The sequence below is a fragment of the Sphingomonas aurea genome, assembly GCF_030678875.1.
In the GTDB taxonomy this organism is placed as follows: Bacteria; Pseudomonadota; Alphaproteobacteria; order Sphingomonadales; family Sphingomonadaceae; genus Sphingomonas; species Sphingomonas aurea.
The window spans coordinates 229,105-251,925 of record NZ_JAUUDS010000003.1; the positions used below are offsets into that span (position 1 = coordinate 229,105).

Sequence of the window (22,821 nt, forward strand, 5' to 3'; positions counted from 1 at the left end):
CCGCCGGTCACCGATGGTCAACCCCCGTCGCTGCGGCGGGTTGCATCCCCTGCTCCGCCCCGCTTCCGCTTCGACGCCGCGTTTGCCGCGCCGCCGCCTTCGCGCTAGGGCGGCGAGATGCCCTCTCTTATCCTCGTGATGCTCGGCGGCGCGCTCGGCTCGGGTGCGCGGCACCTGACCGGCCGGGCGATGCTCGCGCTGTTCGGGCCGGACCTGCCCTGGGGCACGCTGACCGTCAATCTGGTCGGCGGGCTGCTGATGGGGATGCTGGTCGGCGTACTGGCGCGCATGTCGGCGGCAGAGCCGTGGCGGCTGTTGCTGGCGGTCGGCGTGCTGGGCGGGTTTACGACCTTCTCGTCCTTCTCGCTCGACGTCGTGACACTGGCCGAGCGGGGGCAAGTGGGAATGGCGATGGGCTATGCGCTGGTTTCGGTGGCGGGATCGGTGACGGCGCTGGTCGCCGGGCTGGCGATGACACGGAGCTGGGCATGACCGATACGAAGGACGTCCGGCAGTTCACCGTCGGCTATGACGACGACGACATCCGGCTCGATCGCTGGTTCAAGCGACACTTGCCGGACACCAGCTTCACCACCGTCGCCAAATGGGCACGCACCGGCCAGCTGCGCGTCGACGGATCGCGTGCGACGCCGGGTGACCGGATCAAGGCCGGGCAGATCCTGCGCGTGCCCCCGGCCGAGGCCGCGCCGCTGCCGGGTGCCAAGCCCGAGCGGGTGCGTGCGCCGCTGGCCGAGGACCAGATCGCCTTCATGCGCGAGCTGGTGATCCACCGCGACCCGCAGGCGTTCGTCCTCAACAAGCCGCCCGGCCTCGCCACGCAGGGCGGGACGAAGACGACCCAGCATATCGACGGGCTGCTCGACGCGCTGCGTTACGACGACGAGGGGCGGCCGAAGCTGGTCCACCGGCTGGACAAGGATACGTCGGGTGCGCTGCTGGTGGCGCGCACCGCGCGCGCGGCGGCGTTCTTCGCCAAGGCGTTCTCGGGCCGGACCGCGCGCAAGGTCTATTGGGCGCTGATCGTCGACGTACCCTCGATCGAGGACGGCATGGTCGAGCTGCCGATCGGCAAGCAGCCCGGCACCGGCGGCGAGAAGATGCATGTCGACGAGGAGAACGGCCAGGCGGCGCGCACCCGCTATCGCGTGATCGAGCGGGCCGGCAACCGCGCGGCCTGGGTCGAGCTGCAGCCTTTTACCGGGCGCACCCACCAGCTGCGCGTGCACATGGCGGCGATCGGCCACCCGATCGTCGGCGACGGCAAATATGGTGGTCCGGCGGCGTTCCTGACCGGCGGGATCACCCGCAAGATGCACCTGCACGCGCGCCGCATTCGCGTCGACCATCCCGATGGCGGCCGGATCGACGTGACCGCCGACCTGCCCTCGCACTTCGCCGAGAGCCTCGCCAGCCTGGGCTTCGACCCGGCGCTGGGCGACGCGCTGGAGTTGCAGGAAGACAAGGGCCCGCCGCCCAAGGCGGTGCTGAAGCAGCGTGCCAAGGCGCATGCCAAGTCGGTCCGCAAGGAGCGTCGCGGCGAGCGGCGGGGCCGCGGGTCGCGGGACTGATGCACCCGGCACCGGCGTTCCGCAGCGACGAGGACTGGCTGGCGCTGGCAGGCACGATCGGTTTCGCCCACATCTTCCTCGCCGGGGCGGAGGGCCTGATGGTCGTCCACGCGCCGGTGACGCGCCATGGCGACCGGCTGCGCTTCCACGTGTCGCGCGCGAACCGGATTGCGCCGCACCTGCCGGGGGCTGCGGCGCTGGTCAGCGTGCAGGGCGTCGACGGCTATGTCAGCCCCAACTGGTACGCGGCGCCGGTCGATCAGGTGCCGACCTGGAACTATGTCGCGGTCGAGATCGACGGCATCGTCGCGCCGCTGGACGAGGCGGAACTGCTGGCGCAGCTCGACGAACTGGCGGCGGTGCACGAGCCGCGGGTCAACCCGGCGGCGCCGTGGACGCGGGACAAGACCGATCCCGCGCGGATCGTGGCGCTGCTGCGCGGCATCGTCGGTTTCGAGCTGACCCCGACCGCGATCCGCGGCACCCGCAAGCTCAGCCAGAACAAGACCACCGCCGATCGCGCCGGCACGGTCGCCGGGCTGGACGCTGCCGGCAACGTGGCGCTGGCTGCGGCAATGCGGAGCTAGGCCAGCGCCCACTCCACCGCCGCCAGCGCGTGGAGGCGGGTCGTGTCGAACAGGGGAACGGGGCTGTCGCCCTCGCCGACCAGCAGCATGATCTCGGTACAGCCGAGCACGATCGCCTCCGCACCGCGCGCGACCAGCCGGGCGATGATCGCGCGGTACGCGTCGCGGGAGGCGGGCTCGATACGGCCGGCGACCAGCTCGTCATAGATCACGCGGTGCACGGTGCGGCGGTCCGCCTCGTCGGGTACCAGCACCTCCAGCCCATGCTGCGCGAGGCGCTCGGCATAGAAGGGCTGCTCCATGGTGAAGGCGGTGCCGAGCAGGCCGACGCGGCGATGGCCGGCGGCCTTGATCGCGCGGCCAGCCGCGTCGCCGATATGAAGCAGCGGAATGGCGACCGCATCCGCGACCTGCGGCGCGAGCAGGTGCATCGTGTTCGTCGCGATCAGGACGCACGCGGCGCCGCCGCGCTCCAGCGCCTGCGCGGCGGCCACCATCTCGTCGCCCAGTCGCGCCCAGTCGCCGGCATGCTGGAGCGCAGCGATCCGTGCGAAATCGACCGACAGCATCAGGATGCGTGCCGAGTGGTGACCGCCCAGCCGCGCGCGCACCGCCTGGTTGAGGATGCGGTAATATTCGAGCGAGCTTTCCCAGCTCATGCCCCCGATGATGCCGATCGTCCGCATCCTGGCCTCTATCGCAGCATCAGCCGCGCAGTGTGGCGCAGGACGAGCGTGCCGGCGAGATAGCTGGCGATGGCGAGCGCGATCGACAGCGGGATGATCCACAGGCCGAGCAGTTCGGGCGCGTTCGAGGTCGGGATCAGTATCCCCGCTTCCCAGCCCGAGCCGACGCGCCAGGCACCGACTCGGCCGGGGGCGAAGGGCTTGATCGCGGCCATGGCGGCAAAGATCAGCGCACAGAGATAGCAGAGAATCGCGACGAATACCGCACTGGCGCCCGCCACGCGGCGCGTGCTGCGGCCGAGCAGCGCGACCAGCAGCCGCCGTGGCCCCGAGCCGGAGACGGCGCCGGCCAGTTCATACTCCTCGACGAAGCGGCGGCCGAGCGCATAGGGCGTGTCGAGCCCGGCCAATGCGCGGTCGAGCGCATCGGTGCCCGCCGCCGCGCTCTCGATAAGGTGGCTGCGGATCTCGTCGACCAGAGCGGTACGCTCGGCGGGATCTAGGCGCTGGAGCGACCAGCCCAGGCGGCGGACATAGTCGTTGATGCGGTGTTCGTCGGTCATCGTCATTCCTCCACCAGCTGGTCGATCGTTTGTCGAAATGCCGCCCAGCGCCCGCGCATCGCGGCGAGCAGCTGGCGGCCTTCGTCGGTCAGGACATAATATTTGCGCGGATTGCCCCCCGCCTCGGGCAGCACCCATTCGGCCGCGATCCGGCCGGCTTTCTCCAGCCGTGCGAGCAGCGGGTAGAGCCCGCCCTCGGTCACCAGCTCACCGCCGGCATTGATCGTGGCGAGCAGTTGCAGTCCGTACGCGCGTTGCCGGTCGAGAGCGGCAAGCACCACCAACTCCGCGGCCCCTTTGCGCAACTGCGACTGCCATGATTCGACATCCATGCTGCCTTTTGTCACACGTATACATGCATTGCAAGGCATCATGATGTTGCATCCGTGTTGGCGGCGGGCCAGAGCATGCGGATGATGGGTGAACAGGCATGACGGTAAGGCTGGCGGTATTCGACTGCGACGGGACGCTGGTCGACAGCCAGGCCAATATCGGCCGGGCGATGGATGAGACGTTCGCCGCGGCGGGGCTTGCCGTGCCGCCACGGGCGGCGACGCGGGCGATCGTCGGGCTGAGCCTGGCAGAGGCGATGCGGGTACTGGCGCCCGGGCTGGCGGATGCGGATCATCACGCGCTCGCGGCGGAATATAAGCTGGTCTATCAGCGGCTGCGCCGCGACGACGCGCTAGACGACGAACCCTTGTTCGAAGGCGTGGCAGCGGCGATCGACGGGCTTGCGGCGGCGGGATGGACGCTGGGCGTGGCAACCGGCAAGTCGGATCGCGGGCTGGCGCATGTGCTGGAGCGGCACGGGCTGACGCATCGCTTCGCCACCCTCCAGACTGCCGACCGTCACCCCTCCAAACCCGACCCGGCGATGCTGCTGGCGGCCATGGCGGAGGTCGGCGCGACCCCGGCCAACACGGCGATGATCGGCGACACCAGCTTCGACATGGCGATGGCCAGGGCGGCAGGTGCGCGGGCGGTGGGCGTCGCCTGGGGCTATCACGACACGGCCGAACTGGCGGACGCCGGCGCTGCGGTGATCGCGCAGCACGCCGACGAGCTGGTCGCGATGCTGGAACGGGCACCGGCGTGAGCGTGCCGGACTCGGTCGCGCGGCGGCGCTGGCTGGCCATCACCGGGGTGCGGGTAGCGGGCGTCGGCGGCGCGCTGCTGGGGCTAGTGCTGCTCGGCCGCGCGCAGACGCTGGCGCCGCAGGTGATCGGGGTGGCGCTGGTCCTGTCGGCGATGCTGATGATGATGGTCGTGCCTGCCAGCCTGGCGCGCCGCTGGCGGAGCCCCAAGCGATGAAGCGTTTCTGGACCGAAGTGACGGTCGCCGACGGCGGCGTGCTGCTCGATGGGCGGCCGGTGCGCACGCCGGGGCGGCTGCCGCTGGTGCTGCCGACCGCGGCGCTGGCCGATGCGGTGGCGGCGGAGTGGCGCGCGGTCGAGGGCGATATCGACCCGCGCGCGATGCGGCTGACCGGCTTGGCCAACGCGGCGATCGAGCGGATCGCGCCAGCGCCGGGCGTGTTCGCGGCGGGGCTGGCCAGCTATGCCGAGACCGACCTGCTCTGTTACCGCGCGGATGAGCCGGCGGAGCTGGTCGCGCGGCAGGCGGAGATGTGGGACCCGCCGCTCGACTGGGCGCGCGGGCGGTACGACGTCCACTTCACCCTCGCGACCGGGATCATCCACCAGGCGCAGCCGGCGGCGACCGTCGCGCGGCTGGCCGAGGCGGTGGCGGCACAGGACGCGTGGGTGCTGGCGGCGCTGTCGCCGATCGTGACGCTGACCGGATCGCTGGTGCTGTCCCTCGCGCTGGTCGAAGACGCCATCGCGCCCGGCGCGGCTTGGGATGCGGCAGAACTCGACGCGACGTGGCAGGCGGAGCGCTGGGGACAGGACGCGCTGGCTGCCGAGGCACTGGCGGCGCGCCGGATGGAATATGACGCCGCCGTCGCCTTCCTGCGGCTGACGGATCAGCGGATGCGGACGCGGTAGCGGAGCTGAAACGACGTGCCCGTCGCGAAGGTCGCGCCCAGCTTGACGCGGATCGCGCGAACGTTGCGGTCATAACCATCCGCGTCGGCGACCGGCTGATACGCCCAGCTGGTGCCGTTATAGAATTCCAGCCCGTCGGTGGTCGATGCCAGCGCGGTGAAGGCATAGGTCAGCCCGCTCGCCGCCAGCCCGGTGCCGAGCAGGCTGCCGTCGGAGAACTCCACCGGCCCCTTGCCCGCGTTCAGGTCGGCGACGCGCAGGTCGACATTGGCGGGCAGCTCTTCGAGCAGGACGATGTCGCCCACCGGCTTCAGCAGGTTGGCCGTCGGGTTCTCGGCGCGGGTGCGATAGTCGGCGACGGAGCCGGGCAGCGACCGGGGCAGCAGGTTGCCGAGCGGGTCGGACACCATCGTCACCGTCTTGGTAATGGTCAGCGGTGCCGCGGTGGCGGGCGTGGCGGCCAGCAGCGCGGCGGGGAGGAGCAGGCGCCGCATCACCGCCCTGCCCGCCCGACGCCGAACAGCGTCTGGTCGAACTTCAGCCGCAGCGTGACATAGGGGCCGGCGCGGGTCTGGCGCTCGGCGGAGAAATCGCGGTCGCGATAGCCCGAGATGTTGTAGCCGACGCTGAACCACAGGTTCTTCGCCGGCGAGACGCCCAGCATCGGCCCGACGCTGAACTTCAGCGCGTGGCGACTCCAGGCATGCTGCGCCGATGCCTGCACGCCGATGTCGAGCGAGGGTGCGATGTCGAGGCGGAACTCGGCGCCGGTGACGTCGACATAGCCGGTATATTCGTCGCCGCCGAACTTACCGCGCACCCACTTGGCGCCGTAATAGACGGTTGCCTCGACCCCGTGGCCGACACCCTCGTCGCCGCTGCGATAGTTGAGCGCGAGGTTGTTGATCGCGCGCAGCGACGCCTGATAGCTGCCGCCGATCGCCGGCACGCCCAGCACGTTGCGGTCGGTGAAGCCGGCATCCGCCCGCTCCTTGCGGAACTGAAGCCGGTCGAGCAGCGACCAGCGGCTGTCGAGCGGGCGCCAGGCGAGCGCCAGGTCGGCAGTCGCGCTCGACGCGATCGCACCATTGTCCTGCCGCACCTGGTACCAGCGCAGCGATGAGGCGAGCGTCCGTCCCTCGCCCAGCGAGCGCAGCGCGTTGCTGGTGATGCCGAAGCGGTTGCCGCTGCCGCCGTCGCGATACTCGGCGCGGCCGTTCCACGACCAGCGCGCGGCGCGGAAGGCGGCACCGAGGGTGACCGCGGCATAATCCCCATTGACGCGGTCGCCCTGGGAGAGAGACCCGCCGGAGGCGACCGGCTGGAACGCGTTGATCGCCGCGCCCTCCGCGATGCGGCCGCGCACCGTGCTGCTGGCGTCGAGCGTCGCGTCGACCGTCCAGTTCCGGCCCAGTGGCAGCGACTGGCTCAGTCCGTATTGCGCGAAGGTGCGACCGGCATTCTCGCTGATGCCCTGCTGGTTGAGCGTGCTCATCAGCTTGGCCCCGGTCCAGGGAGCGACGTCGAAGCCGAACTGGGCGGTGCGGGCGGTGAAGTCCTTGCCGTCGGCAATCTCGTAGCCGCCGATCAGGCGGATGCCGGGACGCAGGCGATAGGCGGCGGTGATCTGGTGGCGGACGGGGAAGTCGACGCTCGCCTTGCTGCCGCCCGGCGCGACCTGGGTCTGGGCGGAAAGCGACAGCCGCCCGCCCATCAGCGCCTGGGTGCCGCCCAGCGTCAGCAGGCGGGAGTCGCGATCCTCGCCGTCGAGACCGCGATCCATCGCCCATTGCGTGCCGATAAAGGCGCTGCCGGTGGCGCGACGCCATTCGAGCCGCGCGTCGAGCGCGGTGCGGCGGCCGGCGCTGTCCAGCTGCTGCTGGTGCCAGGCGGTGCCGGTCAGCGACACCCGGTCGGTCAGGCGGACCCGCCCGTCCAGGCCGAGCTTGCGGGTGCCGCCCTCGACGATGTTCTGCTGGTTGACGCCGAAACCGCGATCCTGCTGGCGCGCATAGCCGATGACGTCGAGCGCCGATCCGTGATGCTCCGCCTCGACCAGCCAGGCCCGCCCCGCGTCGAGCCCACCGCGCCCGCCCGCCGCCGCCTCGGCGCGGATCTCGGTGGTGTCGTCGGGGCGCAGGCGGGTGTCGACGGCGAGGACGGTCGCGTTGCCGATCGTGTCGTCGTGAAGCGCTGTGACGCCCACTTCCACCCGGCCGCCAGCGGTGCGTGCGGCGACGCGGCCGCCGGCGGCGACCTTGCGGCTGGTGCCGTAGCTTTCATAGTCGACGACGATGAAGATCGGGTTCAGCTGCGCGTCGCGGGTCAGCACCGGCTCGCGGAAGCGGATCGTGCCGGCAACGGGATCGATGTCGTAATCGATGTGGCGGGTCATCGCGGTCGATGCGACGATCCGTTCCGAGCGGAAGCGGTCGCGCACCTCGATGCGCAGCTTGTCGCTGTTGGGCACGATGTCGCGCGCCGACAGGCGGTACGGGCCGCTGAGGCCGTTGCCGGCGATCTCGTCGCGGGCATAGCGCTCGTCGGTGTGCGCGGCGAAGGCGGTGAAGGTCAGCGCGCCATTCTCGTACGCGGCCTTGGCGCCGTTCAGCGTCCGGCTGTAGCGGCCGAGGCGGGTGTCGGTCAGCCCGGTCTCGAAATCGCCGAACAGCGCGTAGAACTCGCGGCGCTCGAGGCGGAGGTACAGCTTGCCGGCGGTCGGCGCGTCGTAAGCCTGCTGCGATCCGTCGCCATAGACGGTGTAGTAGCGGTCGGGATCGATCGTGCCGAGCAGCCCGCGGCTGCGGTCGCGGCGGCGGTCGCTGTCGTATGCGATCGTCGCCAACCACGATCCCCTGATCCGCCCCTTGGCATAGAGGGCGAGCTGGCCATCGGCGTGCACCTCTCCCGCCCCACGGGTCGCCATCGGGCGGCCGTGGCGCTGGAGCATGTCGTAGCCGAAGGTGCCGGCGCCGAAGCCTACGACCGTCCAGTCCTTGGCCGATGCCGCCAGCCAGGCGCGCAGCTCGGTGGTGCGGACCAGCGTGTCGTCGGTCAGGCTGACGGTGACGCGCGCGTTGCCCGCCTGGGTCGTCGGCTGGAGCGCGATAAAGGCGACGCCGTCGTCGCCGACGACGCGGGCGGTGGCGGCGGGCGTCACGGCGCCGGCGTCCTGGCGCCGCGCCTGCTCCAGCGCGACGTCGAGCGCGGGCGCATAGGGCCGCGCGACCTGATAGGGCACCAGCGTACCGGCACGGACCGGACGGCCGGCCCGGTCGGTGACGCGTACCGCGATCAGCGGCCGGGTGACGCCGTCCGCGACCAGCCGGCCCAGATCGGGCATGGCCGTGACGTGCGCGGCGACGCCCGCGACGTGGACGGAGCGGGTCAGCGTCTCGACGACCTGCCCGTCGGCGCCGAGTACGCGCGCCTCGATCCGGTTGTCGCCCACGGCCAACGGCAGGCCGCTCCAGCGCGAGATGGCGATGGTGCCCTCGGCATTCCTGTCGGTCGCGTCGAAGGCGATCGGGTCGGACAGGGCGCCGTTGATCGACAGGGCGACGCGCTGACCGGGAGCATGCTTGATGACGACGCGGACGGCGGGGCTGCGTGGATTGTGATCGGCCTGCGGAAACAGCATGGCGATGCCGGGCTGCTGCCCCGCGAACCAGTCGCGATCACCACCGGCGGCGGCGGCATCGCTGGCGACGGTGATCGGCAGCACCTCGGCCGCGACCGCGCGACCGGTGGGGCGCAGCTGGAAATCGACGCGCTTCAAGAGGCCACCCTGGCTCTCGACGAAGCGGGAGATGGCGCTGCCGGCCTGGCGCGTGTCGTCGTCGCAGGCCACCGGCTCATAGGCGGCGGGCATCGTCGCGGTGTCGAGCTGGACGACGTGGCGGCCCGGCCGGATGCCCTCGACATGGTAGAGCCCGTCGCGGTCGGTGACGACGAAGGTGCCGTCCTCCAGCATCAGGCGCACGCCGGCAATGCCCCTGCGCCCCGCCGCGGGCGCGTTGCAGGCACCGGCGGTGACGCGTCCGATCAGCGAGAAGCCGTCGGTGAACAGCAGCGGCCGGATGCGGACAGAGGCCGACGCCTCGTTCGCAGTGGCGCCGGCCGAACCCGAGGCGAGGACGCGGTTCACCGCCTCCCCCGGCTTCGCGCCGGGGGCGACCGACATGACGTAGCTGACGTCGACGCTGGATCGGGCGGCGACAGTCGGCAGGGCAAAATCGAGGTTGCGGCCGTCCGCCGACAGCAGAGGCTGCTCGCTGCCCCGCGCGGAGCCATGCTCGTACCGCAGGCCAGCGGGCATGATGTCGGTCAGGTGGATGCCCGACACGGGCGCATCGCCGCGATTCTCCAGCGTGACGCGGAACTGGACGAAATCGCCGGGCGACGCCTCTCGCACCGACGCGGTCTTGGTCAGCAGCAGCACCGTGTCGCCGTGCCGGTCGAGCGGAATGTCGGCGAAGAAGGGATCGGGGTTCGACAGGGTGAAGCGACCGGAAAAGGATGCCGGATTGATGAGGAACGGCCGGCCGCTCGGATCGCGCAGCGCGGCGAGTACCGCAGGGTCCTGCACCGAGGGGGCGGTATAGCTGCCGGGCGGGACGATGCGCAGGTGATAGGTGCCGGCGGCGACCAACGGGAAACGGTAATTGCCCTGCGCGAAGCGATAGCGACGGCCGCTGGCATCCTGCGCGCCGTCGCCGCTGACGACGGTAGAGGGATAGCGGCTGACGCCGTCCTCGCCGTACACGATCGCCGGCCGGTCCTGATCGTCGAGCAGCGTCACCGTCGCGCCGTCGATCAGCGCGCCGGTGGTGGAATCGAAGACATAGCCGGCCGGATCGATCAGCGTCGCGCTGGTCGATGCCAGGCTGTAATCATCCTCGTGGAAACTCAGCACCAGGCGGCTGCCGCGCGCGAAGCTGGGATCGCAGGCGGACAGTTCGGGATGGGTGCCGATCGGCGGCAGGCCGCCGGCGAAGACGCCGGTGTCGACGCCCGTCTCCATCAGCTCGATACGGCCGCTGAAGTTGCCCGACGACACGCTGATCCACGCACCCTCGACCGCGGTCGGGTCATGGTTGCCGCCCGGATTGTCGAGGACGAAGATCATCGCCGCCTGCGGCTCCAGCGTCACCGCCGGCGGCGAGGCGGCGAGCGTGGCGGCGTCGATCGGGGCGGGCGTGAAGCGATGCGTCGCGGCGTCGCAGGCCATCCCGCTCATCCGGTATCCGGGCGGTGGCAGGCGAAAGCTGAGCGAGGTCGCCACCTTGCTGCGCTCGACCGTCATGGCAACGGTGTTCGACTGCACCGCCTGCCGCGCGCCGGTGGTGCCGAACGACAGGGTGGCGGTGTTCTCGACACGCGCGACCTGCCCCCCCGCCGGCACGGCAGGAGCCAGCCCGATCAGGGCCGCGGCAAGGGCAAGGCGTCGCGCGATGGACATGCGGGGTCGGTCCCCGGCGCGTACCCACGCGCCGGAGCGGCTTCTCCTGATCTGTCGGGAATGGGGCCGGCTGGGCGCTAGTTGATCGTCACGCGGAACGATGCGGCGATACGCCCGCCGCCGGCCACGTCGCCGACATTGGCGGTCACCGTCTTCGTGGCGGTATCGAACGAGGCGGTCAGCCCGTCGGTCTCGGCCGCATCGTCGGCGTCGTCATCCTCGGTACTGCCGTTCACCACACAGGCGACGCCGAGCAGCCCCGGCGTGCCGATCGAGATCGATCCGGCGACATAGGTGGTGTTGGCGGGCACCACGTCGGTCAGCGCGACGGCTGTCGCCGGAGTCGTGGTCGTCGCATTGTTGACGAGCAGGCAATATTCCACCGTCGCACCCGGTATCGCCTTGGGATTCAGCGTGTTGACCCCGTCCGACAGGATGCGTGCGGACTTGCTGACGGTGAGCGCGACGTTGCGGACACCGACCTGATAGCCGGAATAGGCGCGCCCCTGCCCATTGCGGGCGATGTCGCCCAGATTGAGCGCACCGTCGCTGTCGTCGTCGGCGAAGACGATGTCGACGGTATTGTCGGCGTTGCCCAGGTTCAGGTCGGTCGCGATCAGCGCCGCGCCCTTCGTCCCGGTCGCGCCACCGGCGGCGGCGGTGACGTGGAGCGAGTCCCACGCGATCGACGCGCTGGGCAGGTTCGGCACGTTGCCGACGACGAACACCGCGACCGAGGCATCGGGTGCCAGCTCGTCGATATAGGTCTGGGTGTCGACGCCCGGATCATAGACGCCGTTGTTGTTGCTGTCGGCGAAGACGCGCAGGTTCAGCATGTCGAAATTGTCGGTGCCGATCAGGAGGCCGGTCAGCAGCCCCGGCTGGTCGGCATCGAGCAGGAAGTCCTGCGTGCCGTTGGTCAGGTTGGTGACGCGGAAGGTGGTGACCGCGTTCTGCTGGTTCAGATTGACCTGGGTGTAGCCGCTCTGGTCGGTGACGACGGTGAAGTTCACCTTGCGGTCGACGACGAAGCTGGCGGTCGTCGAGTTGGTCGTCTGCGCCGTGCCGTTGACCGTATAGCTGACCGACGCGGTGTTGCTGATGACGGTGCCGGCGGCGGTGGTCTGCGCGGCGGGCGTGGTGGTCTGGGCCTGCGCGGCCCCGGCCGCGCCGATCGCAGCCGTACCGGTGAGCAGTGCGGCGACGGCCTTCTTTGCGAACATCTGGCGATTCCCCTGGTGGATGGTGGCGAGCGGGCGGCGGGTCACTTGAGCACCGCCTGAAAAGCGAGGCGGCCGGCGGCGCCGGGCGCGAGCGGCGCGCCGAGGCGCCAGCGGACGCGGGTCACGTCGGCGGCGGTGGCGGCACGGGTGCCGCCGCCCGGCAGCGCGACGTCGAGCGTGGCGAGCGGACCCCAGCGGCGACCGTCGACGGTCAGCTCCGGCGCGGCCGAGCCCTCTGCCGGCGCGCGGTAGGCGATGGCGGCAGGCACCGGATTGTCGAGGACGATGTCGGCGAGCGGCTGGCGCCCGGTGTTGCGATAGGCGAGCTGGAAGACGACGCGGTCGCCCGGCACGACGCGCGTGGCGGGCACCAGCGCGACGCGGGTGGTGCCGTCCGTGGCACGCTGCTTCGCCTCGACCAGGATGTGGGCGGTAACCTCGAGCGGGCCGGCAGCGATCGCGGGCGCGACCATCAGCAGGCCGAGCGCGGATACCGAGACGGCGGCGCTGGAGAGGAAGCTGGGAAACATCGGCGCGGTCCTCATTGGATGCGGGTCTGGAACTGGATGGTGCGCACGGCCGCGACCGGGACGTCGCCCAGGGCAATGCGGACGGTGGTGCCGTCGAAGGCGGCGGCGTCGCCGTCGGCCGCGTCGGTCAGCGTCCGGCCGTCGAGCGTGATGCTGCCGGGAACGAAGACGGTGCCGGCGGGCACGGCGTCGGCGATCGCGACATCGGGCGTCGGGCCGGTGAAATGTGCCTCCAGCCGATAGGTGATGATCGCGCCGGGACGCGGGCGGGCGGAGCCGTCGGCGGCAAGGACCGACTGGAACTTTTCCAGCCGCGGCCCGGCGTCGGCGCCGTCGACCAGCACGGTGCGTGCGGTGGCGCTGGCGCCGGTCTGGCCGATCACCGCGCCCGCGACGACGGTACCGGGTGCGCCATGCCCCTTGGCGGCGGTGGCGGCGAGCGAGACGGTGGTGCCGCTGGCGCCGGCGCGCAGGCCGACGACGACGTGGCGGCTCTCGCCGGGCGCGAGGGTGATGCTGGCGTCGGGCGCAACCGGCTCCGCCCCGCGATCGGCGGTGGCGAGCAGGGTGAAGGCGGCGCTGGCGTTGCCGGTGTTGGTGACGACGAAGCCGACCGGCAGCACCGTGTCGGGCGCGGCCACCGCCAGCTGCGGATGATCCGCGACGACGGTGACGTCGAGCAGTTCGTCGACGGTCATCACGACGGTGTTGCTGGCGACACGATCGGTGCCGGCCGACAGGGCGGCGGTGTTCTCGATCCGGGTGCCGGCGGGCGTCGTCGCGGCGGCAGCCGGCGCGGCGGCAAGCGCCAGCGCCGTAAACCCCGTTCCGATGACTCCTTGCCGCGGCATGTGTCGCCAATTCCCCCTTTCGCCGATTTGTGCGAAACAGGTCAGGCCTGAAAGTCGTTAAACGGACCTTACACCGGCAGAGCGCGACCCGGCCGATTCGACCAACGTCGTAGGTAGGCTATCCGATCGCCCTGGCGATGGCCCGGTCTCTGCGGCCTCAATCCGGCAGGCGCGTCAGTCCAGTGGCATAGGCGGCGGCGCGGGCGGCATAGTGAGCGGCGGACAGCCGCAGCCCGCCGATCGCCTCGGCCGACAGCGTCCGCACCGCGCGCGCGGGAGCGCCGACGATCAGGCTGCCCGGCGGGAACGTCTTGCCCTCGGTCACCAGCGCGCCGGCGCCGATCAGGCAGTCGTCACCGATCACCGCGCCGTTCAGCACCGTCGCCCCCATCCCGACCAGCACATTGTCGCCGATCGTGCAGCCGTGGAGGATCGCATGATGGCCGACCGTCACCCCCTCGCCGATGGTCAGCGGACTGCCCGGGTCGGAGTGGAGCATCGCCCCCTCCTGCACATTGGTCCGCGCGCCGACCAGGATCGGGGTGTTGTCCGCCCGGATGACGGCGCCAAACCAGACGCTGGCCCCCGCCCCCAGATGCGCGTCGCCGATCACGTCGGCGGACGGCGCGATCCACGCGCCCTCGCCCAGCTGCGGTTTCTTGCCGTCGATGGCATAGCGGGGCATCAGCCGGCGTCCCGCTGCTTGGCCTCGGCGCGGTAGCGGTGGAGCAGCGGTTCGGTATAGCCATTGGGTTGCGCTGTCCCCTCGAACACCAACGCGCGTGCGGCCTGCCAGGCCAGGCTGTCGTCCTCGTGCCCCGCCATCGGGCGATAGAGCGGGTCGCCGGCATTCTGGGCATCGACCTTGGCGGCCATGCGGACGAAGGCAGCGTCGACCTGCGCGGCGTCGGCGACGCCGTGGAGCAGCCAGTTGGCGATGTGCTGCGACGAGATGCGCAGCGTCGCGCGATCCTCCATCAGGCCGATGTCGTGGATGTCGGGCACCTTGGAACAGCCGACGCCCTGATCGATCCAGCGAACGACATAGCCGAGAATCCCTTGCGCATTATTGTCCAGCTCTGCGCGGACCTCGTCCGGCTGCCAGTTGCGCCCTGTCGCGACCGGCACCTCAAGCAGCGCGCCCAGCGGCGCCACCGGCTCGCCGCGCCGCTCGGCCTGGCGGGCGGTGACGTCGACGCGGTGGTAATGGGTCGCATGGAGCGTCGCTGCAGTCGGGCTCGGCACCCAGGCGGTGGTGGCGCCGGTACGCGGATGCGCGATCTTCTGGTCGAGCATGTCGGCCATCCGGTCGGGCGCCGCCCACATCCCCTTGCCGATCTGCGCCCGCCCGCCGAGCCCACAGGCGAGGCCAATCTGGACGTTGCGATCCTCATACGCCCTGATCCACGCGGCGTTCTTCATCTCGCCCTTGGGGATCATCGCGCCGGCGCGCATCGACGTGTGCATCTCGTCGCCGGTGCGATCGAGGAAGCCGGTGTTGATGAAGACGATCCGGTCGCGGACCGCGTGGATGCAGGCAGCGAGGTTGGCGGAGGTGCGCCGCTCCTCGTCCATCACTCCGACCTTGATCGTATGGCGCGGCAGATCGAGCAGATCCTCGACCGCGTCGAACAGGTCGTTGGTGAAGGCCGCCTCGTCGGGGCCGTGCATCTTGGGCTTGACGATATAGATGCTGCCGGCGCGGCTGTTGCGCCCGCCGCCGCGCAGATCGTGGAGCGCGATCAGGCTGGTGACGATCGCGTCGAGCACGCCCTCCGGCGCCTCGCCGCCGTCCGCGAGCGTGACGGCCGGCGTGGTCATCAGGTGGCCGACGTTGCGCACGAACATCAGGCTGCGGCCGGGCAGCACCAGCTCGCCGCCGCCGTCCACGGCGGTGTAGCGGCGATCCCCCGCCAGCGCGCGGGTGACGCTGCGCCCGCCCTTGTCGAAGCTGGCGGACAGGTCACCCTTCATCAATCCCAGCCAGTTGGCATAGGCGGCGACCTTGTCCTCGGCATCGACCGCGGCGACCGAGTCCTCCAGGTCGGCGATCGCTGTCAGCGCCGATTCGAGGATGACGTCGGCCAGCCCTGCCGGATCGTCGCGGCCGATCGGGTGGTCGCGATCGACGACCAGCTCCAGATGCAGGCCATGGTGGCGCAGCAACAGCGTGTCGCCGGCGCGGCCGACCAGTTGCGCCGGATCTGCAAGCACCGGATCGCCCCCGGTCCACCCGGTCCACGATCCGGATGCGAGCGGCACCACGTCATCGAGAAACGCCTTCGCCCAGGCGATCACCTGCGCCCCGCGTTCCGGGTCGTGGCCCTTTCCGGTCGCCGCACCGGGCAGCGCGTCCGTACCGTAGAGCGCATCGTACAGGCTGCCCCAGCGCGCGTTGGCGGCGTTGAGCAGGAAGCGGGCATTGAGGATCGGCACGACCAGCTGCGGTCCGGCGAGCGACGCGACCTCCGCATCGACCCGGGTCGCCCCGATCGCGAAGGGCGCGGGTTCTGCAACCAGGTAGCCGATCTCGCGCAGGAATGCCTGATACTCGGCCTGCTCGATGACCGCGCCCGCGCGGCTGTCGTGCCACGCGTCGATTTGCGCCTGGAGCGTATCGCGGACCGCCAGCAGCGCCGCATTGCGTGGGGCGAAGCGCGCGAAGATCGCGGCGGCGCCCTGCCAGAAAGCGTCCGGCGACACGCCGGTGCCGGGCAGCGCCTGCTCCTCGACAAAGGTGGCCAGCAGGCTGGCGACGCCCAGTCCCGCGCGTTCGATCTGCTCGGCCAACCTCGATCTCCCCTTTGTTCTGTCCGCGGCGATAGCCGGTCCGTGTCGCCATCGGTAGTCGTCCGATGACCGATCGCGGCATGCCATCGCCCTGTCGCCTTTGCGACATAGGGGCGGCTTCGCAAGGCCGCCGCTTTGCCGTAGAATGGCGCTACCTGCAGGAGAAATGGGTGCCCGTAAACACACGGTTCACGACCTCGAGGCTAGAGGCCAGACCCGACAACAGGGGCATGGAATGACTGTCGATTTCGACCGGGACCGCAGCGTCGGGGCGGATATGGAGCGCGTGTTCGGCGCCGCACCGGCGCTGACCGACGACACGCGTGTCCGGCCGGTGGCGGAAACCGGCGCCGCACCGCGTCCGCTCGCGCCGCCCGCTTCGGTCGAGCCGTCCGCCCCCTCGCGGCGTTGGCTGCTGCTTGCCGCGCCGGTGCTGGCAGCCCTGTTCGTTATCGCGCTGGCGGTGCGGTTCGCGTTGACCCTGGTGCCGGGCAACACCACCACGCCGGTCGCCGAGCGGCCCGCGCCCGCCGCCTATGTCGCCGCCGCCGCCCTGCCCCGCGCGGTCACCGATCCGGGTGTCGAGGACGGGCGCGAGCGGGTCGAGACGCTGAGCGCCGATGATTTCGGCCCGGCCCCGGTCGACGACCGCCCGGCGCTGCGTCCGGCGGTGGCGGTCGAGCGGGACGAGGACACCGATCGCTCCGCCGCGCCGGTACGGACCCGCCGCGCGGCGGCGGCGCGGCCGGCGGTCCAGAACGACTGCCCGCCCGGCGCGGACGAGGATCACTGCATCTACCGCGACGTGATCGGTGCCGACCGCCGGCTGCGCGCCGCCTATGACGATGCGACCCGTGCCGGCGTGCCGACCGACGAGCTGGTCGCCGTGCGCCGCCGCTGGGATCGCGCCCGCGCCATCTCGCTGAACGAGCCCGACGAGACGATCCGCCGGTATGACAGGCTGGCCGAGCGGCTGGACGACCTGACCCGTACCGAGCAACAATAGGCGATGGGCAGCGAACCGATCCCGGCCATCGAGGTCGTGCGCCGCGCGGACGTGTCGCGCGAGGCGGCGTCGGGCGCGACCGACGGGCAGATCGTCTACGCGATCGGCGACGTCCATGGCTGTTACGAGCTGCTCGTCCGGCTGCTGGCGGCGATCGCCGACGATGCCAAGGGGGTGAGCCGCGCCGGGGCCGGCCAGCGCCAGCCGCTGCTGCTGTTCGCGGGCGACTATGTCGATCGGGGGCCGCAGTCGGACAAGGTGCTGTCGACGCTGGTCTGGCTGGCGCGCCACTCGCCCTTCGACCTCGTGCTGCTGAAGGGCAATCACGAGGCGATGATGCTCGATTTCATCGAGCGGCCGTTCCACGCCAAGGGCTGGCTGCGGGTCGGCGGGGCCACCACGCTCGCCAGCTATGGCATCGCCCTGCCCGAGGGCGAGCAGGCCGTGGCCGACCGGTGCGAGCGGATCCGCGACGAGCTGATGGACCGGCTCCCCGCCTCGCACCTCGACCTGCTGCGCGCGCTGAAGACCAGCGCGACGCGCGGCGACTATCTGTTCGTCCATGCCGGGGCGCGACCGGGCCTGCCGCTCAATCGCCAGGACGAGCGCGATTTCCTGTGGATCCGCGACGATTTCCTCGAGAACAGCCAGCCGTTCGAGAAGATCATCGTCCACGGCCATAGCTGGACCTCTTCGACCCCCGTACTCGCGCAGCATCGGATCGGGATCGATACTGGTGCGTATCGTACCGGTGCGCTGACCGCGGTGCGGCTCGGCACGCCGACGATCGAGTTTCTTCAGGCAAGACAGGTGCAGCCCCCGGCATGAACAGGTTACGGATGTGCGCGGCCATGCTGTCGATCGCATCGCTGATGATGGCGGCGATCCTGCTGATGCTCCCGGCGATCGGCTTCACCACGATCGGCCTGCTGGTCGGCGGTGCGGCGTGCCTGGCGATCGTGGCGCCGTTCGATGCGATGCAGCCGCCCGCCCGCAAGCGGGTGGTGGCGGCGACGCTGGCCTATGTGCTGACCACGATCGCCGCAGCAGGCGTAGTGGCGGTGACCGACGGCGGGCACCGGCCGCTGTTCGTGCTGGCGGCGCTGGCGGCGTGCGGGCTGATCCTGTTTGGCTGGGCGTTCAAGACGCGCAATCGCCGCCGGCGGGCGGGCTGGACCGATTATTTCGACTGAGCGGAGCGGCGTCGCGGCTTGACCTGCGGGCGGTCCCGGTTTCTCCTTCCGCTCCCATGCCCGGGAGTTGCCCCATGCGTCGCCTGATCGCCGTCATCGCCCTTGCCCTTCCAGTCACGGCCGAGGCGGCGCCGACGCAGAGCTGGGGCAAGCCCGGCGCCGCCCGCGCGGCGTTCGAGGCCGGCGGCGTCGAGTGCAGCTTGCGCGCCGCCAGGGCGGATGTGGCCGGACGGCCGGAGACGACCGCCTATGTTCAGGGCTTCGAGGCCCTGGAGCGCGAGAACAACATGCCGGCCATGCCGGCGCCAGCGGGTGACAACGACACGTTCGCACGCGCGAAGCGGCAGGTGCTGCTCCGCCGCATGTACAGCCCCGACAAGAAGGTCGACGCGCTGCAGACCTCGCTTCAGGGCGAGGTCGACGCCTGCCTGACCAAGGCCGGCTATGTCCGCTACACGCTGACCCGCGACCAGGACCGCCGCCTGCGCAAGCTGAGGCCCGGATCGGAGGAGCGGAAACTCTACCTGTTCACGCTCGGCACCGATCCAGAAGTGGTGGAGCGGCAGCGGGTAGAGTGAAGCATCAGAAAAACGGCGATAATGCATTGCCCCTGAGCGACTACATCGCTTTCCGTCCGTTCGAAAAACGATAGGACCGCCATCGCGGCATTATCATTTGGCGCCGAGATCATCCAACGCTCTGAGCAACGCGCACTTGCTCTCAGTCCGACGATTGCCGGCGTTGCGCGGCATTGCCGGCTCACCCATCAGCGCCCGTCGAGCCGCCAATCTCGCTGTGAAATCGTCATGGCTCATGAACCGGCCCTGCCAGCCGGCGGCAGGGTCACTCTTGGAGATCGGCGATGCCATGGTCGTTTCCCGTTTCCTCGCGGATGCGCCGCTACAGATACGCCATGTCGAGATCGGGATGAAGCCGATACCGCGTCTGTGCCTGGCCAAGCATTTCCGGCGCCGTTCCCGATGCATATTGACCCATCCGATCAGCGATCAGATCCTCGATCGGGATGACGACGAACGCTGCCCGGTCCGCAAGACCTTCCACCAGCAACAGGCGACCACGATCGACCATGCCGTCGAACGGCATCTCGGCGACCACTTCGAAACCTAGGCGCAGGTCCGGATGAACCCAGCCGAGCGTCGTATGTCCGACACCTTCCGGCTTGGTAAACCCGAGCCGGAGCAACTCCTCTTCGAGTTCCACCTGCGCCGGTGAGGTAAGATTCACATCACCGGTCATCAGCGCGCTACCCGAGAAATACTCAGCCGCGGCACCGCCGACCAGTACCGGCCGAGGCAGCCCGCGTCGGCACATCGCCTCGCTCACCTGCGCGAGGATCGCCAACGCCCGCAACAGTTCGGGTCGATGCGGAGCCCTCACTCCGCCGCCTCCCTCCCGCGTTCGAGCAGCGGCGCGAGATAGCGGCCGGTGTAGCTGCGCGGTTCCGCCGCGACCTCTTCCGGGGTGCCGGTCGCGACGATCTCTCCACCCTTAACGCCGCCTTCCGGTCCCAGGTCGATGACCCAGTCGGCGGTTTTGATGACGTCCAGATTATGTTCGATCACCACCACCGTATTGCCCTGCTCGACCAGCGCGTGGAGCACTTCGAGCAGCTTGCGGACGTCCTCGAAATGCAGGCCCGTGGTCGGTTCGTCGAGAATGTAGAGCGTGTTGCCGGTCGCGCGGCGGGCGAGTTCCTTGGCGAGCTTCACCCGCTGCGCCTCGCCGCCCGACAGGGTCGTCGCCTGCTGGCCGACCTTGACGTAGCCCAGGCCTACCTCGACCAGCATCGCCATCTTGTCGCGGATGGGGGGCACGGCCTTGAAGAATTCGGCGGCGTCCTCGACCGTCATGTCGAGCACGTCGGCGATGCTGTGGCCCTTGAACTTCACCTCCAGCGTCTCGCGATTGTAGCGGGCGCCGTGGCAGACGTCGCAGGTGACATAGACGTCTGGGAGGAAGTGCATCTCGATTTTCAGCACGCCGTCGCCCTGGCACGCCTCGCACCGGCCGCCCTTGACGTTGAAGCTGAACCGGCCGGGTTTGTAGCCGCGCGCCTGCGCCTCCGGCAGACCGGCGAACCAGTCGCGGATCTGGGTGAAGGCGCCGGTATAGGTGGCGGGGTTCGACCGGGGCGTGCGGCCGATCGGCGACTGGTCGATGTCGATGACCTTGTCGAGATGCTGGAGGCCCGACACCTTGTCGTGCTTGCCCGCCAGGATGCGCGCGCCGTTCAGCGCGCGGGCGGCGCTGGCGTAGAGCGTATCGATGGTGAAGCTGGACTTGCCCGATCCCGACACGCCGGTGATGCAGGTGAAGGTGCCGAGCGGGACGCTGGCGGTGACGCCGGTCAGGTTGTTGGCGCGCGCATTGTGGACGGTCAGCTTCTTGCCGCTGCCCTTGCGCCGCTTCGCGGGCACCGGCACCTCGCGGACGCCGTTCAGATAATCGGCGGTGATGCTGGTCTTCGACTTGAGCAGCTGTTTCAGCGTCCCCTGCGCGACGATCGCACCGCCATGGACGCCCGCGCCCGGCCCCATGTCGATGACATAGTCGGCGGTGCGGATCGCATCCTCGTCATGCTCGACCACCAGCACGGTGTTGCCGAGGTCGCGCAGCCGGCGCAGCGTCGCCAGCAGCATGTCATTGTCGCGCTGATGCAGCCCGATCGACGGCTCGTCGAGGACGTAGAGCACGCCCGACAGGCCGCTGCCGATCTGCGACGCAAGGCGGATGCGCTGGCTCTCGCCGCCCGACAGCGTGCCCGAGGTGCGGTTGAGGTTCAGATAGTCGAGGCCGACATTGTTGAGGAAGCCGAGCCGCTCGACGATCTCCTTCAGGATGCGCTCGGCGATCGCGCGCTGCTGATCGCCCAGATGGTTGGGCAGGTCGGAGAAGAAGGCGAGCGCGTCGACCACCGACAAATGGGTGGCGTGGGCGATGTCCTGCATCGCCACCTTCACCGCCAGCGCCTCCGGCTTCAGCCGCGCGCCACGGCAGACCTCGCACGCCTGGCTCGACTGATACTTGCCCAGTTCCTCGCGCATCCAGGCGCTCTCGGTCTGGAGCATCCGGCGGTTCAGATTGCCGATCACGCCCTCGAACGGCTTGTTGACGTCGTACTTCTTCTTGCCGTCGATGAAGGTCAGGACGACGGGCTTGCCCGCGGTGCCGAACAGGATCTTGTCGGCGACCTCGGGGTGCAGGTCCTTCCACGGCGTATCGAGCGAGAAGTCGAACGCCTTGGCGAGCGATGCCAGCACCTGCATGTAATAGGGGCTGGGTGGGTTCGACTTGGCCCAGGGGACGATGGCGCCCTTCTTGATCGACAGCTCGTGATTGGGAACGACGAGGTCTTCGTCGAAGATCAGCTTCTCGCCAAGGCCGTCGCAGGCCGGGCAGGCCCCCTGCGGCGCGTTGAACGAGAACAGCCGCGGCTCGATCTCGGCGATGGTGAAGCCGCTGACCGGACAGGCGAACTTTTCCGAGAAGACGATGCGGCCCGGCGGCGCGTGGTCGCCCAGCACGACGCTCTCGGGCGTGCGCGGCTCGTATTCGTCCTTGGCGGGGTCGGCGGGATCGACATAGGCGAGCCCGTCCGCGAGCTTCAGCGCCGCCTCGAAACTCTCCGCCAGCCGCGTGGCGATATCCTCGCGCACGACCAGGCGGTCGACCACGACCTCGATGTCGTGCTTGTACTTCTTGTCGAGCGCGGGTGCCTCGTCGATCTCGTGGATCGTGCCGTCGATGCGGACGCGGGTGAAACCCGCCTTCTGCCACTCGGCCAGTTCCTTGCGATACTCGCCCTTGCGGCCGCGCACGACGGGGGCGAGCAGGTAGAGGCGCGTCCCCTCCGGCAGGGTCATGACCCGGTCGACCATCTGGCTGACGGTCTGCGCGGCGATCGGCTCGCCCGTGGTCGGGCTGTACGGGATGCCGACCCGCGCCCAGAGCAGGCGCATGTAATCGTAGATCTCGGTCACGGTCGCGACCGTGGAGCGCGGGTTGCGGCTCGTCGTCTTCTGCTCGATCGAGATGGCGGGCGACAGCCCCTCGATATGATCGACGTCGGGCTTCTGCATCAGCTCCAGGAACTGGCGCGCATAGGCCGACAGCGACTCGACGTAGCGGCGCTGTCCCTCGGCATAGATGGTGTCGAAGGCGAGGCTCGACTTGCCCGAACCCGACAGGCCGGTGATGACCGTCAGCGTGTCGCGCGGAATGTCGACGTCGACGTCCTTGAGATTATGCTCGCGCGCGCCGCGGACGGAAATTTTGGTCAGCATGGATCTCGTTCTACTTCCGTTCTGCGGCC

Annotated in this window: 23 protein-coding genes; 10 read left to right on the plus strand and 13 right to left on the minus strand. The window is 70.0% G+C overall.

Translation table 11 applies throughout. The features are described from left to right. The first annotated feature begins 117 nt into the window (after positions 1-117). Genes crcB through Q5H91_RS09000 form a run of 3 tightly spaced genes read left to right on the plus strand, consistent with a single transcriptional unit; the run spans position 118 to position 2,176 of the window. Positions 118-492: a fluoride efflux transporter CrcB gene (gene crcB, locus Q5H91_RS08990; RefSeq protein ID WP_305173050.1), complete on the plus strand. Its 375-nt coding sequence runs from the start codon at positions 118-120 to the stop codon at positions 490-492. After that, positions 489-1,589, plus strand: coding sequence for an RluA family pseudouridine synthase (locus tag Q5H91_RS08995; RefSeq protein ID WP_305173051.1), 1,101 nt, complete (start codon positions 489-491; stop codon positions 1,587-1,589). The genes crcB and Q5H91_RS08995 overlap by 4 nt, the downstream gene beginning before the upstream one ends. Continuing rightward, complete coding sequence (locus Q5H91_RS09000; RefSeq protein ID WP_305173052.1) at positions 1,589-2,176, plus strand: FMN-binding negative transcriptional regulator; 588 nt, start codon at positions 1,589-1,591, stop codon at positions 2,174-2,176. The genes Q5H91_RS08995 and Q5H91_RS09000 overlap by 1 nt, the downstream gene beginning before the upstream one ends. Here Q5H91_RS09000 and Q5H91_RS09005 read toward each other — a convergent pair. The 3 genes from Q5H91_RS09005 to Q5H91_RS09015 are packed head-to-tail and all read right to left on the minus strand — an operon-like array spanning position 2,173 to position 3,757. Further along, positions 2,173-2,862 carry an aspartate/glutamate racemase family protein gene (locus Q5H91_RS09005; RefSeq protein ID WP_305173053.1) on the minus strand — a complete coding sequence of 230 codons (690 nt, stop codon included), beginning with the start codon at positions 2,860-2,862 and terminating at the stop codon, positions 2,173-2,175. The two genes, Q5H91_RS09000 and Q5H91_RS09005, sit on opposite strands and share 4 nt — an antisense overlap. 8 nt (positions 2,863-2,870) lie before the next feature. Continuing rightward, complete coding sequence (locus Q5H91_RS09010; RefSeq protein ID WP_305173054.1) at positions 2,871-3,425, minus strand: hypothetical protein; 555 nt, start codon at positions 3,423-3,425, stop codon at positions 2,871-2,873. A gap of 2 nt (positions 3,426-3,427) precedes the next feature. Further along, positions 3,428-3,757: a PadR family transcriptional regulator gene (locus Q5H91_RS09015; protein WP_305173055.1), complete on the minus strand. Its 330-nt coding sequence runs from the start codon at positions 3,755-3,757 to the stop codon at positions 3,428-3,430. A 98-nt stretch (positions 3,758-3,855) separates the two neighbouring features. Here Q5H91_RS09015 and Q5H91_RS09020 point away from each other — a divergent pair, with 98 nt between their 5' ends. From Q5H91_RS09020 to Q5H91_RS09030, 3 genes are read left to right on the plus strand one after another with little or no spacing between them, the layout of a single operon-like run. Further along, entirely contained in the window at positions 3,856-4,524 is a 669-nt protein-coding gene (locus tag Q5H91_RS09020; RefSeq protein ID WP_305173056.1) for an HAD-IA family hydrolase, read from the plus strand. After that, on the plus strand, positions 4,521-4,739 hold the full coding sequence (locus Q5H91_RS09025) for a hypothetical protein (RefSeq protein ID WP_305173057.1): 219 nt from the start codon (positions 4,521-4,523) through the stop codon (positions 4,737-4,739). Before Q5H91_RS09020 ends, Q5H91_RS09025 begins: the two co-directional genes overlap by 4 nt. Then, complete coding sequence (locus Q5H91_RS09030) at positions 4,736-5,434, plus strand: ATP12 family chaperone protein (RefSeq protein WP_305173058.1); 699 nt, start codon at positions 4,736-4,738, stop codon at positions 5,432-5,434. The genes Q5H91_RS09025 and Q5H91_RS09030 overlap by 4 nt, the downstream gene beginning before the upstream one ends. Here the strand turns inward: Q5H91_RS09030 and Q5H91_RS09035 are convergent. The 7 genes from Q5H91_RS09035 to Q5H91_RS09065 all read right to left on the minus strand — a co-directional run bounded on the left by Q5H91_RS09035 (position 5,413) and on the right by Q5H91_RS09065 (position 16,289). Next, the gene (locus Q5H91_RS09035; protein ID WP_305173059.1) at positions 5,413-5,928 is read right to left on the minus strand and encodes a hypothetical protein; all 516 of its coding nucleotides are present in this window, start codon (positions 5,926-5,928) and stop codon (positions 5,413-5,415) included. The two genes, Q5H91_RS09030 and Q5H91_RS09035, sit on opposite strands and share 22 nt — an antisense overlap. Further along, positions 5,928-10,895: a hypothetical protein gene (locus Q5H91_RS09040; RefSeq protein ID WP_305173060.1), complete on the minus strand. Its 4,968-nt coding sequence runs from the start codon at positions 10,893-10,895 to the stop codon at positions 5,928-5,930. Before Q5H91_RS09040 ends, Q5H91_RS09035 begins: the two co-directional genes overlap by 1 nt. Positions 10,896-10,972: 77 nt before the next feature. Further along, positions 10,973-12,163 carry a hypothetical protein gene (locus Q5H91_RS09045; RefSeq protein ID WP_305173061.1) on the minus strand — a complete coding sequence of 397 codons (1,191 nt, stop codon included), beginning with the start codon at positions 12,161-12,163 and terminating at the stop codon, positions 10,973-10,975. Then, positions 12,160-12,648, minus strand: coding sequence for a hypothetical protein (locus tag Q5H91_RS09050; RefSeq protein WP_305173062.1), 489 nt, complete (start codon positions 12,646-12,648; stop codon positions 12,160-12,162). The genes Q5H91_RS09045 and Q5H91_RS09050 overlap by 4 nt, the downstream gene beginning before the upstream one ends. Before the next feature lie 11 nt (positions 12,649-12,659). Continuing rightward, positions 12,660-13,499: a hypothetical protein gene (locus Q5H91_RS09055; RefSeq protein WP_305173063.1), complete on the minus strand. Its 840-nt coding sequence runs from the start codon at positions 13,497-13,499 to the stop codon at positions 12,660-12,662. A gap of 157 nt (positions 13,500-13,656) precedes the next feature. Continuing rightward, positions 13,657-14,184, minus strand: a complete 528-nt coding sequence (locus Q5H91_RS09060; protein WP_305173064.1) for a gamma carbonic anhydrase family protein — start codon at positions 14,182-14,184, stop codon at positions 13,657-13,659. Beyond that, positions 14,184-16,289, minus strand: a complete 2,106-nt coding sequence (locus Q5H91_RS09065) for a malate synthase G (RefSeq protein ID WP_305173065.1) — start codon at positions 16,287-16,289, stop codon at positions 14,184-14,186. The genes Q5H91_RS09060 and Q5H91_RS09065 overlap by 1 nt, the downstream gene beginning before the upstream one ends. Positions 16,290-16,524: 235 nt before the next feature. On the opposite strand from Q5H91_RS09065, the gene Q5H91_RS09070 reads away from it, so the two are divergent. The 4 genes from Q5H91_RS09070 to Q5H91_RS09085 all read left to right on the plus strand — a co-directional run bounded on the left by Q5H91_RS09070 (position 16,525) and on the right by Q5H91_RS09085 (position 19,066). Beyond that, positions 16,525-17,295, plus strand: a complete 771-nt coding sequence (locus Q5H91_RS09070; protein ID WP_305173066.1) for a hypothetical protein — start codon at positions 16,525-16,527, stop codon at positions 17,293-17,295. 3 nt (positions 17,296-17,298) lie between these two features. Next, complete coding sequence (locus tag Q5H91_RS09075) at positions 17,299-18,123, plus strand: metallophosphoesterase family protein (RefSeq protein WP_305173067.1); 825 nt, start codon at positions 17,299-17,301, stop codon at positions 18,121-18,123. Positions 18,124-18,146: 23 nt separating this feature from the next. Further along, positions 18,147-18,488 (plus strand): hypothetical protein, encoded by a 342-nt coding sequence (locus tag Q5H91_RS09080; protein ID WP_305173068.1) that lies wholly within the window; start codon positions 18,147-18,149, stop codon positions 18,486-18,488. Between the two features lie 74 nt (positions 18,489-18,562). Beyond that, positions 18,563-19,066 carry a hypothetical protein gene (locus Q5H91_RS09085; RefSeq protein ID WP_305173069.1) on the plus strand — a complete coding sequence of 168 codons (504 nt, stop codon included), beginning with the start codon at positions 18,563-18,565 and terminating at the stop codon, positions 19,064-19,066. A 93-nt stretch (positions 19,067-19,159) separates the two neighbouring features. Here Q5H91_RS09085 and Q5H91_RS09090 read toward each other — a convergent pair whose 3' ends face one another. From Q5H91_RS09090 to uvrA, 3 genes are read right to left on the minus strand one after another with little or no spacing between them, the layout of a single operon-like run. Beyond that, the gene (locus tag Q5H91_RS09090; RefSeq protein ID WP_305173070.1) at positions 19,160-19,357 is read right to left on the minus strand and encodes a hypothetical protein; all 198 of its coding nucleotides are present in this window, start codon (positions 19,355-19,357) and stop codon (positions 19,160-19,162) included. Between the two features lie 31 nt (positions 19,358-19,388). Further along, complete coding sequence (locus Q5H91_RS09095; protein ID WP_305173071.1) at positions 19,389-19,850, minus strand: hypothetical protein; 462 nt, start codon at positions 19,848-19,850, stop codon at positions 19,389-19,391. A 32-nt stretch (positions 19,851-19,882) separates the two neighbouring features. Next, positions 19,883-22,792: an excinuclease ABC subunit UvrA gene (gene uvrA, locus Q5H91_RS09100; RefSeq protein WP_305173072.1), complete on the minus strand. Its 2,910-nt coding sequence runs from the start codon at positions 22,790-22,792 to the stop codon at positions 19,883-19,885. Positions 22,793-22,821: the final 29 nt, after the last annotated feature.

Bases quoted from the DNA above. Each gene is read 5' to 3' on its own strand.
- Q5H91_RS09015 (WP_305173055.1), bottom strand. From the start codon at position 3,757: ATGGATGTCGAATCATGGCAGTCGCAGTTGCGCAAAGGGGCCGCGGAG.
- Q5H91_RS09060 (WP_305173064.1), bottom strand. From the start codon at position 14,184: ATGCCCCGCTATGCCATCGACGGCAAGAAACCGCAGCTGGGCGAGGGC.
- Q5H91_RS09020 (WP_305173056.1), top strand. From the start codon at position 3,856: ATGACGGTAAGGCTGGCGGTATTCGACTGCGACGGGACGCTGGTCGAC.
- uvrA (WP_305173072.1), bottom strand. From the start codon at position 22,792: ATGCTGACCAAAATTTCCGTCCGCGGCGCGCGCGAGCATAATCTCAAG.
- Q5H91_RS09035 (WP_305173059.1), bottom strand. From the start codon at position 5,928: ATGCGGCGCCTGCTCCTCCCCGCCGCGCTGCTGGCCGCCACGCCCGCC.
- Q5H91_RS09030 (WP_305173058.1), top strand. From the start codon at position 4,736: ATGAAGCGTTTCTGGACCGAAGTGACGGTCGCCGACGGCGGCGTGCTG.
- Q5H91_RS09010 (WP_305173054.1), bottom strand. From the start codon at position 3,425: ATGACCGACGAACACCGCATCAACGACTATGTCCGCCGCCTGGGCTGG.
- Q5H91_RS09080 (WP_305173068.1), top strand. From the start codon at position 18,147: ATGCTGTCGATCGCATCGCTGATGATGGCGGCGATCCTGCTGATGCTC.
- Q5H91_RS09000 (WP_305173052.1), top strand. From the start codon at position 1,589: ATGCACCCGGCACCGGCGTTCCGCAGCGACGAGGACTGGCTGGCGCTG.
- Q5H91_RS09005 (WP_305173053.1), bottom strand. From the start codon at position 2,862: ATGCGGACGATCGGCATCATCGGGGGCATGAGCTGGGAAAGCTCGCTC.
- Q5H91_RS09085 (WP_305173069.1), top strand. From the start codon at position 18,563: ATGCGTCGCCTGATCGCCGTCATCGCCCTTGCCCTTCCAGTCACGGCC.
- Q5H91_RS08995 (WP_305173051.1), top strand. From the start codon at position 489: ATGACCGATACGAAGGACGTCCGGCAGTTCACCGTCGGCTATGACGAC.
- Q5H91_RS09075 (WP_305173067.1), top strand. From the start codon at position 17,299: ATGGGCAGCGAACCGATCCCGGCCATCGAGGTCGTGCGCCGCGCGGAC.
- Q5H91_RS09055 (WP_305173063.1), bottom strand. From the start codon at position 13,499: ATGCCGCGGCAAGGAGTCATCGGAACGGGGTTTACGGCGCTGGCGCTT.
- Q5H91_RS09050 (WP_305173062.1), bottom strand. From the start codon at position 12,648: ATGTTTCCCAGCTTCCTCTCCAGCGCCGCCGTCTCGGTATCCGCGCTC.
- Q5H91_RS09040 (WP_305173060.1), bottom strand. From the start codon at position 10,895: ATGTCCATCGCGCGACGCCTTGCCCTTGCCGCGGCCCTGATCGGGCTG.
- Q5H91_RS09070 (WP_305173066.1), top strand. From the start codon at position 16,525: ATGACTGTCGATTTCGACCGGGACCGCAGCGTCGGGGCGGATATGGAG.
- Q5H91_RS09090 (WP_305173070.1), bottom strand. From the start codon at position 19,357: ATGGCATCGCCGATCTCCAAGAGTGACCCTGCCGCCGGCTGGCAGGGC.
- crcB (WP_305173050.1), top strand. From the start codon at position 118: ATGCCCTCTCTTATCCTCGTGATGCTCGGCGGCGCGCTCGGCTCGGGT.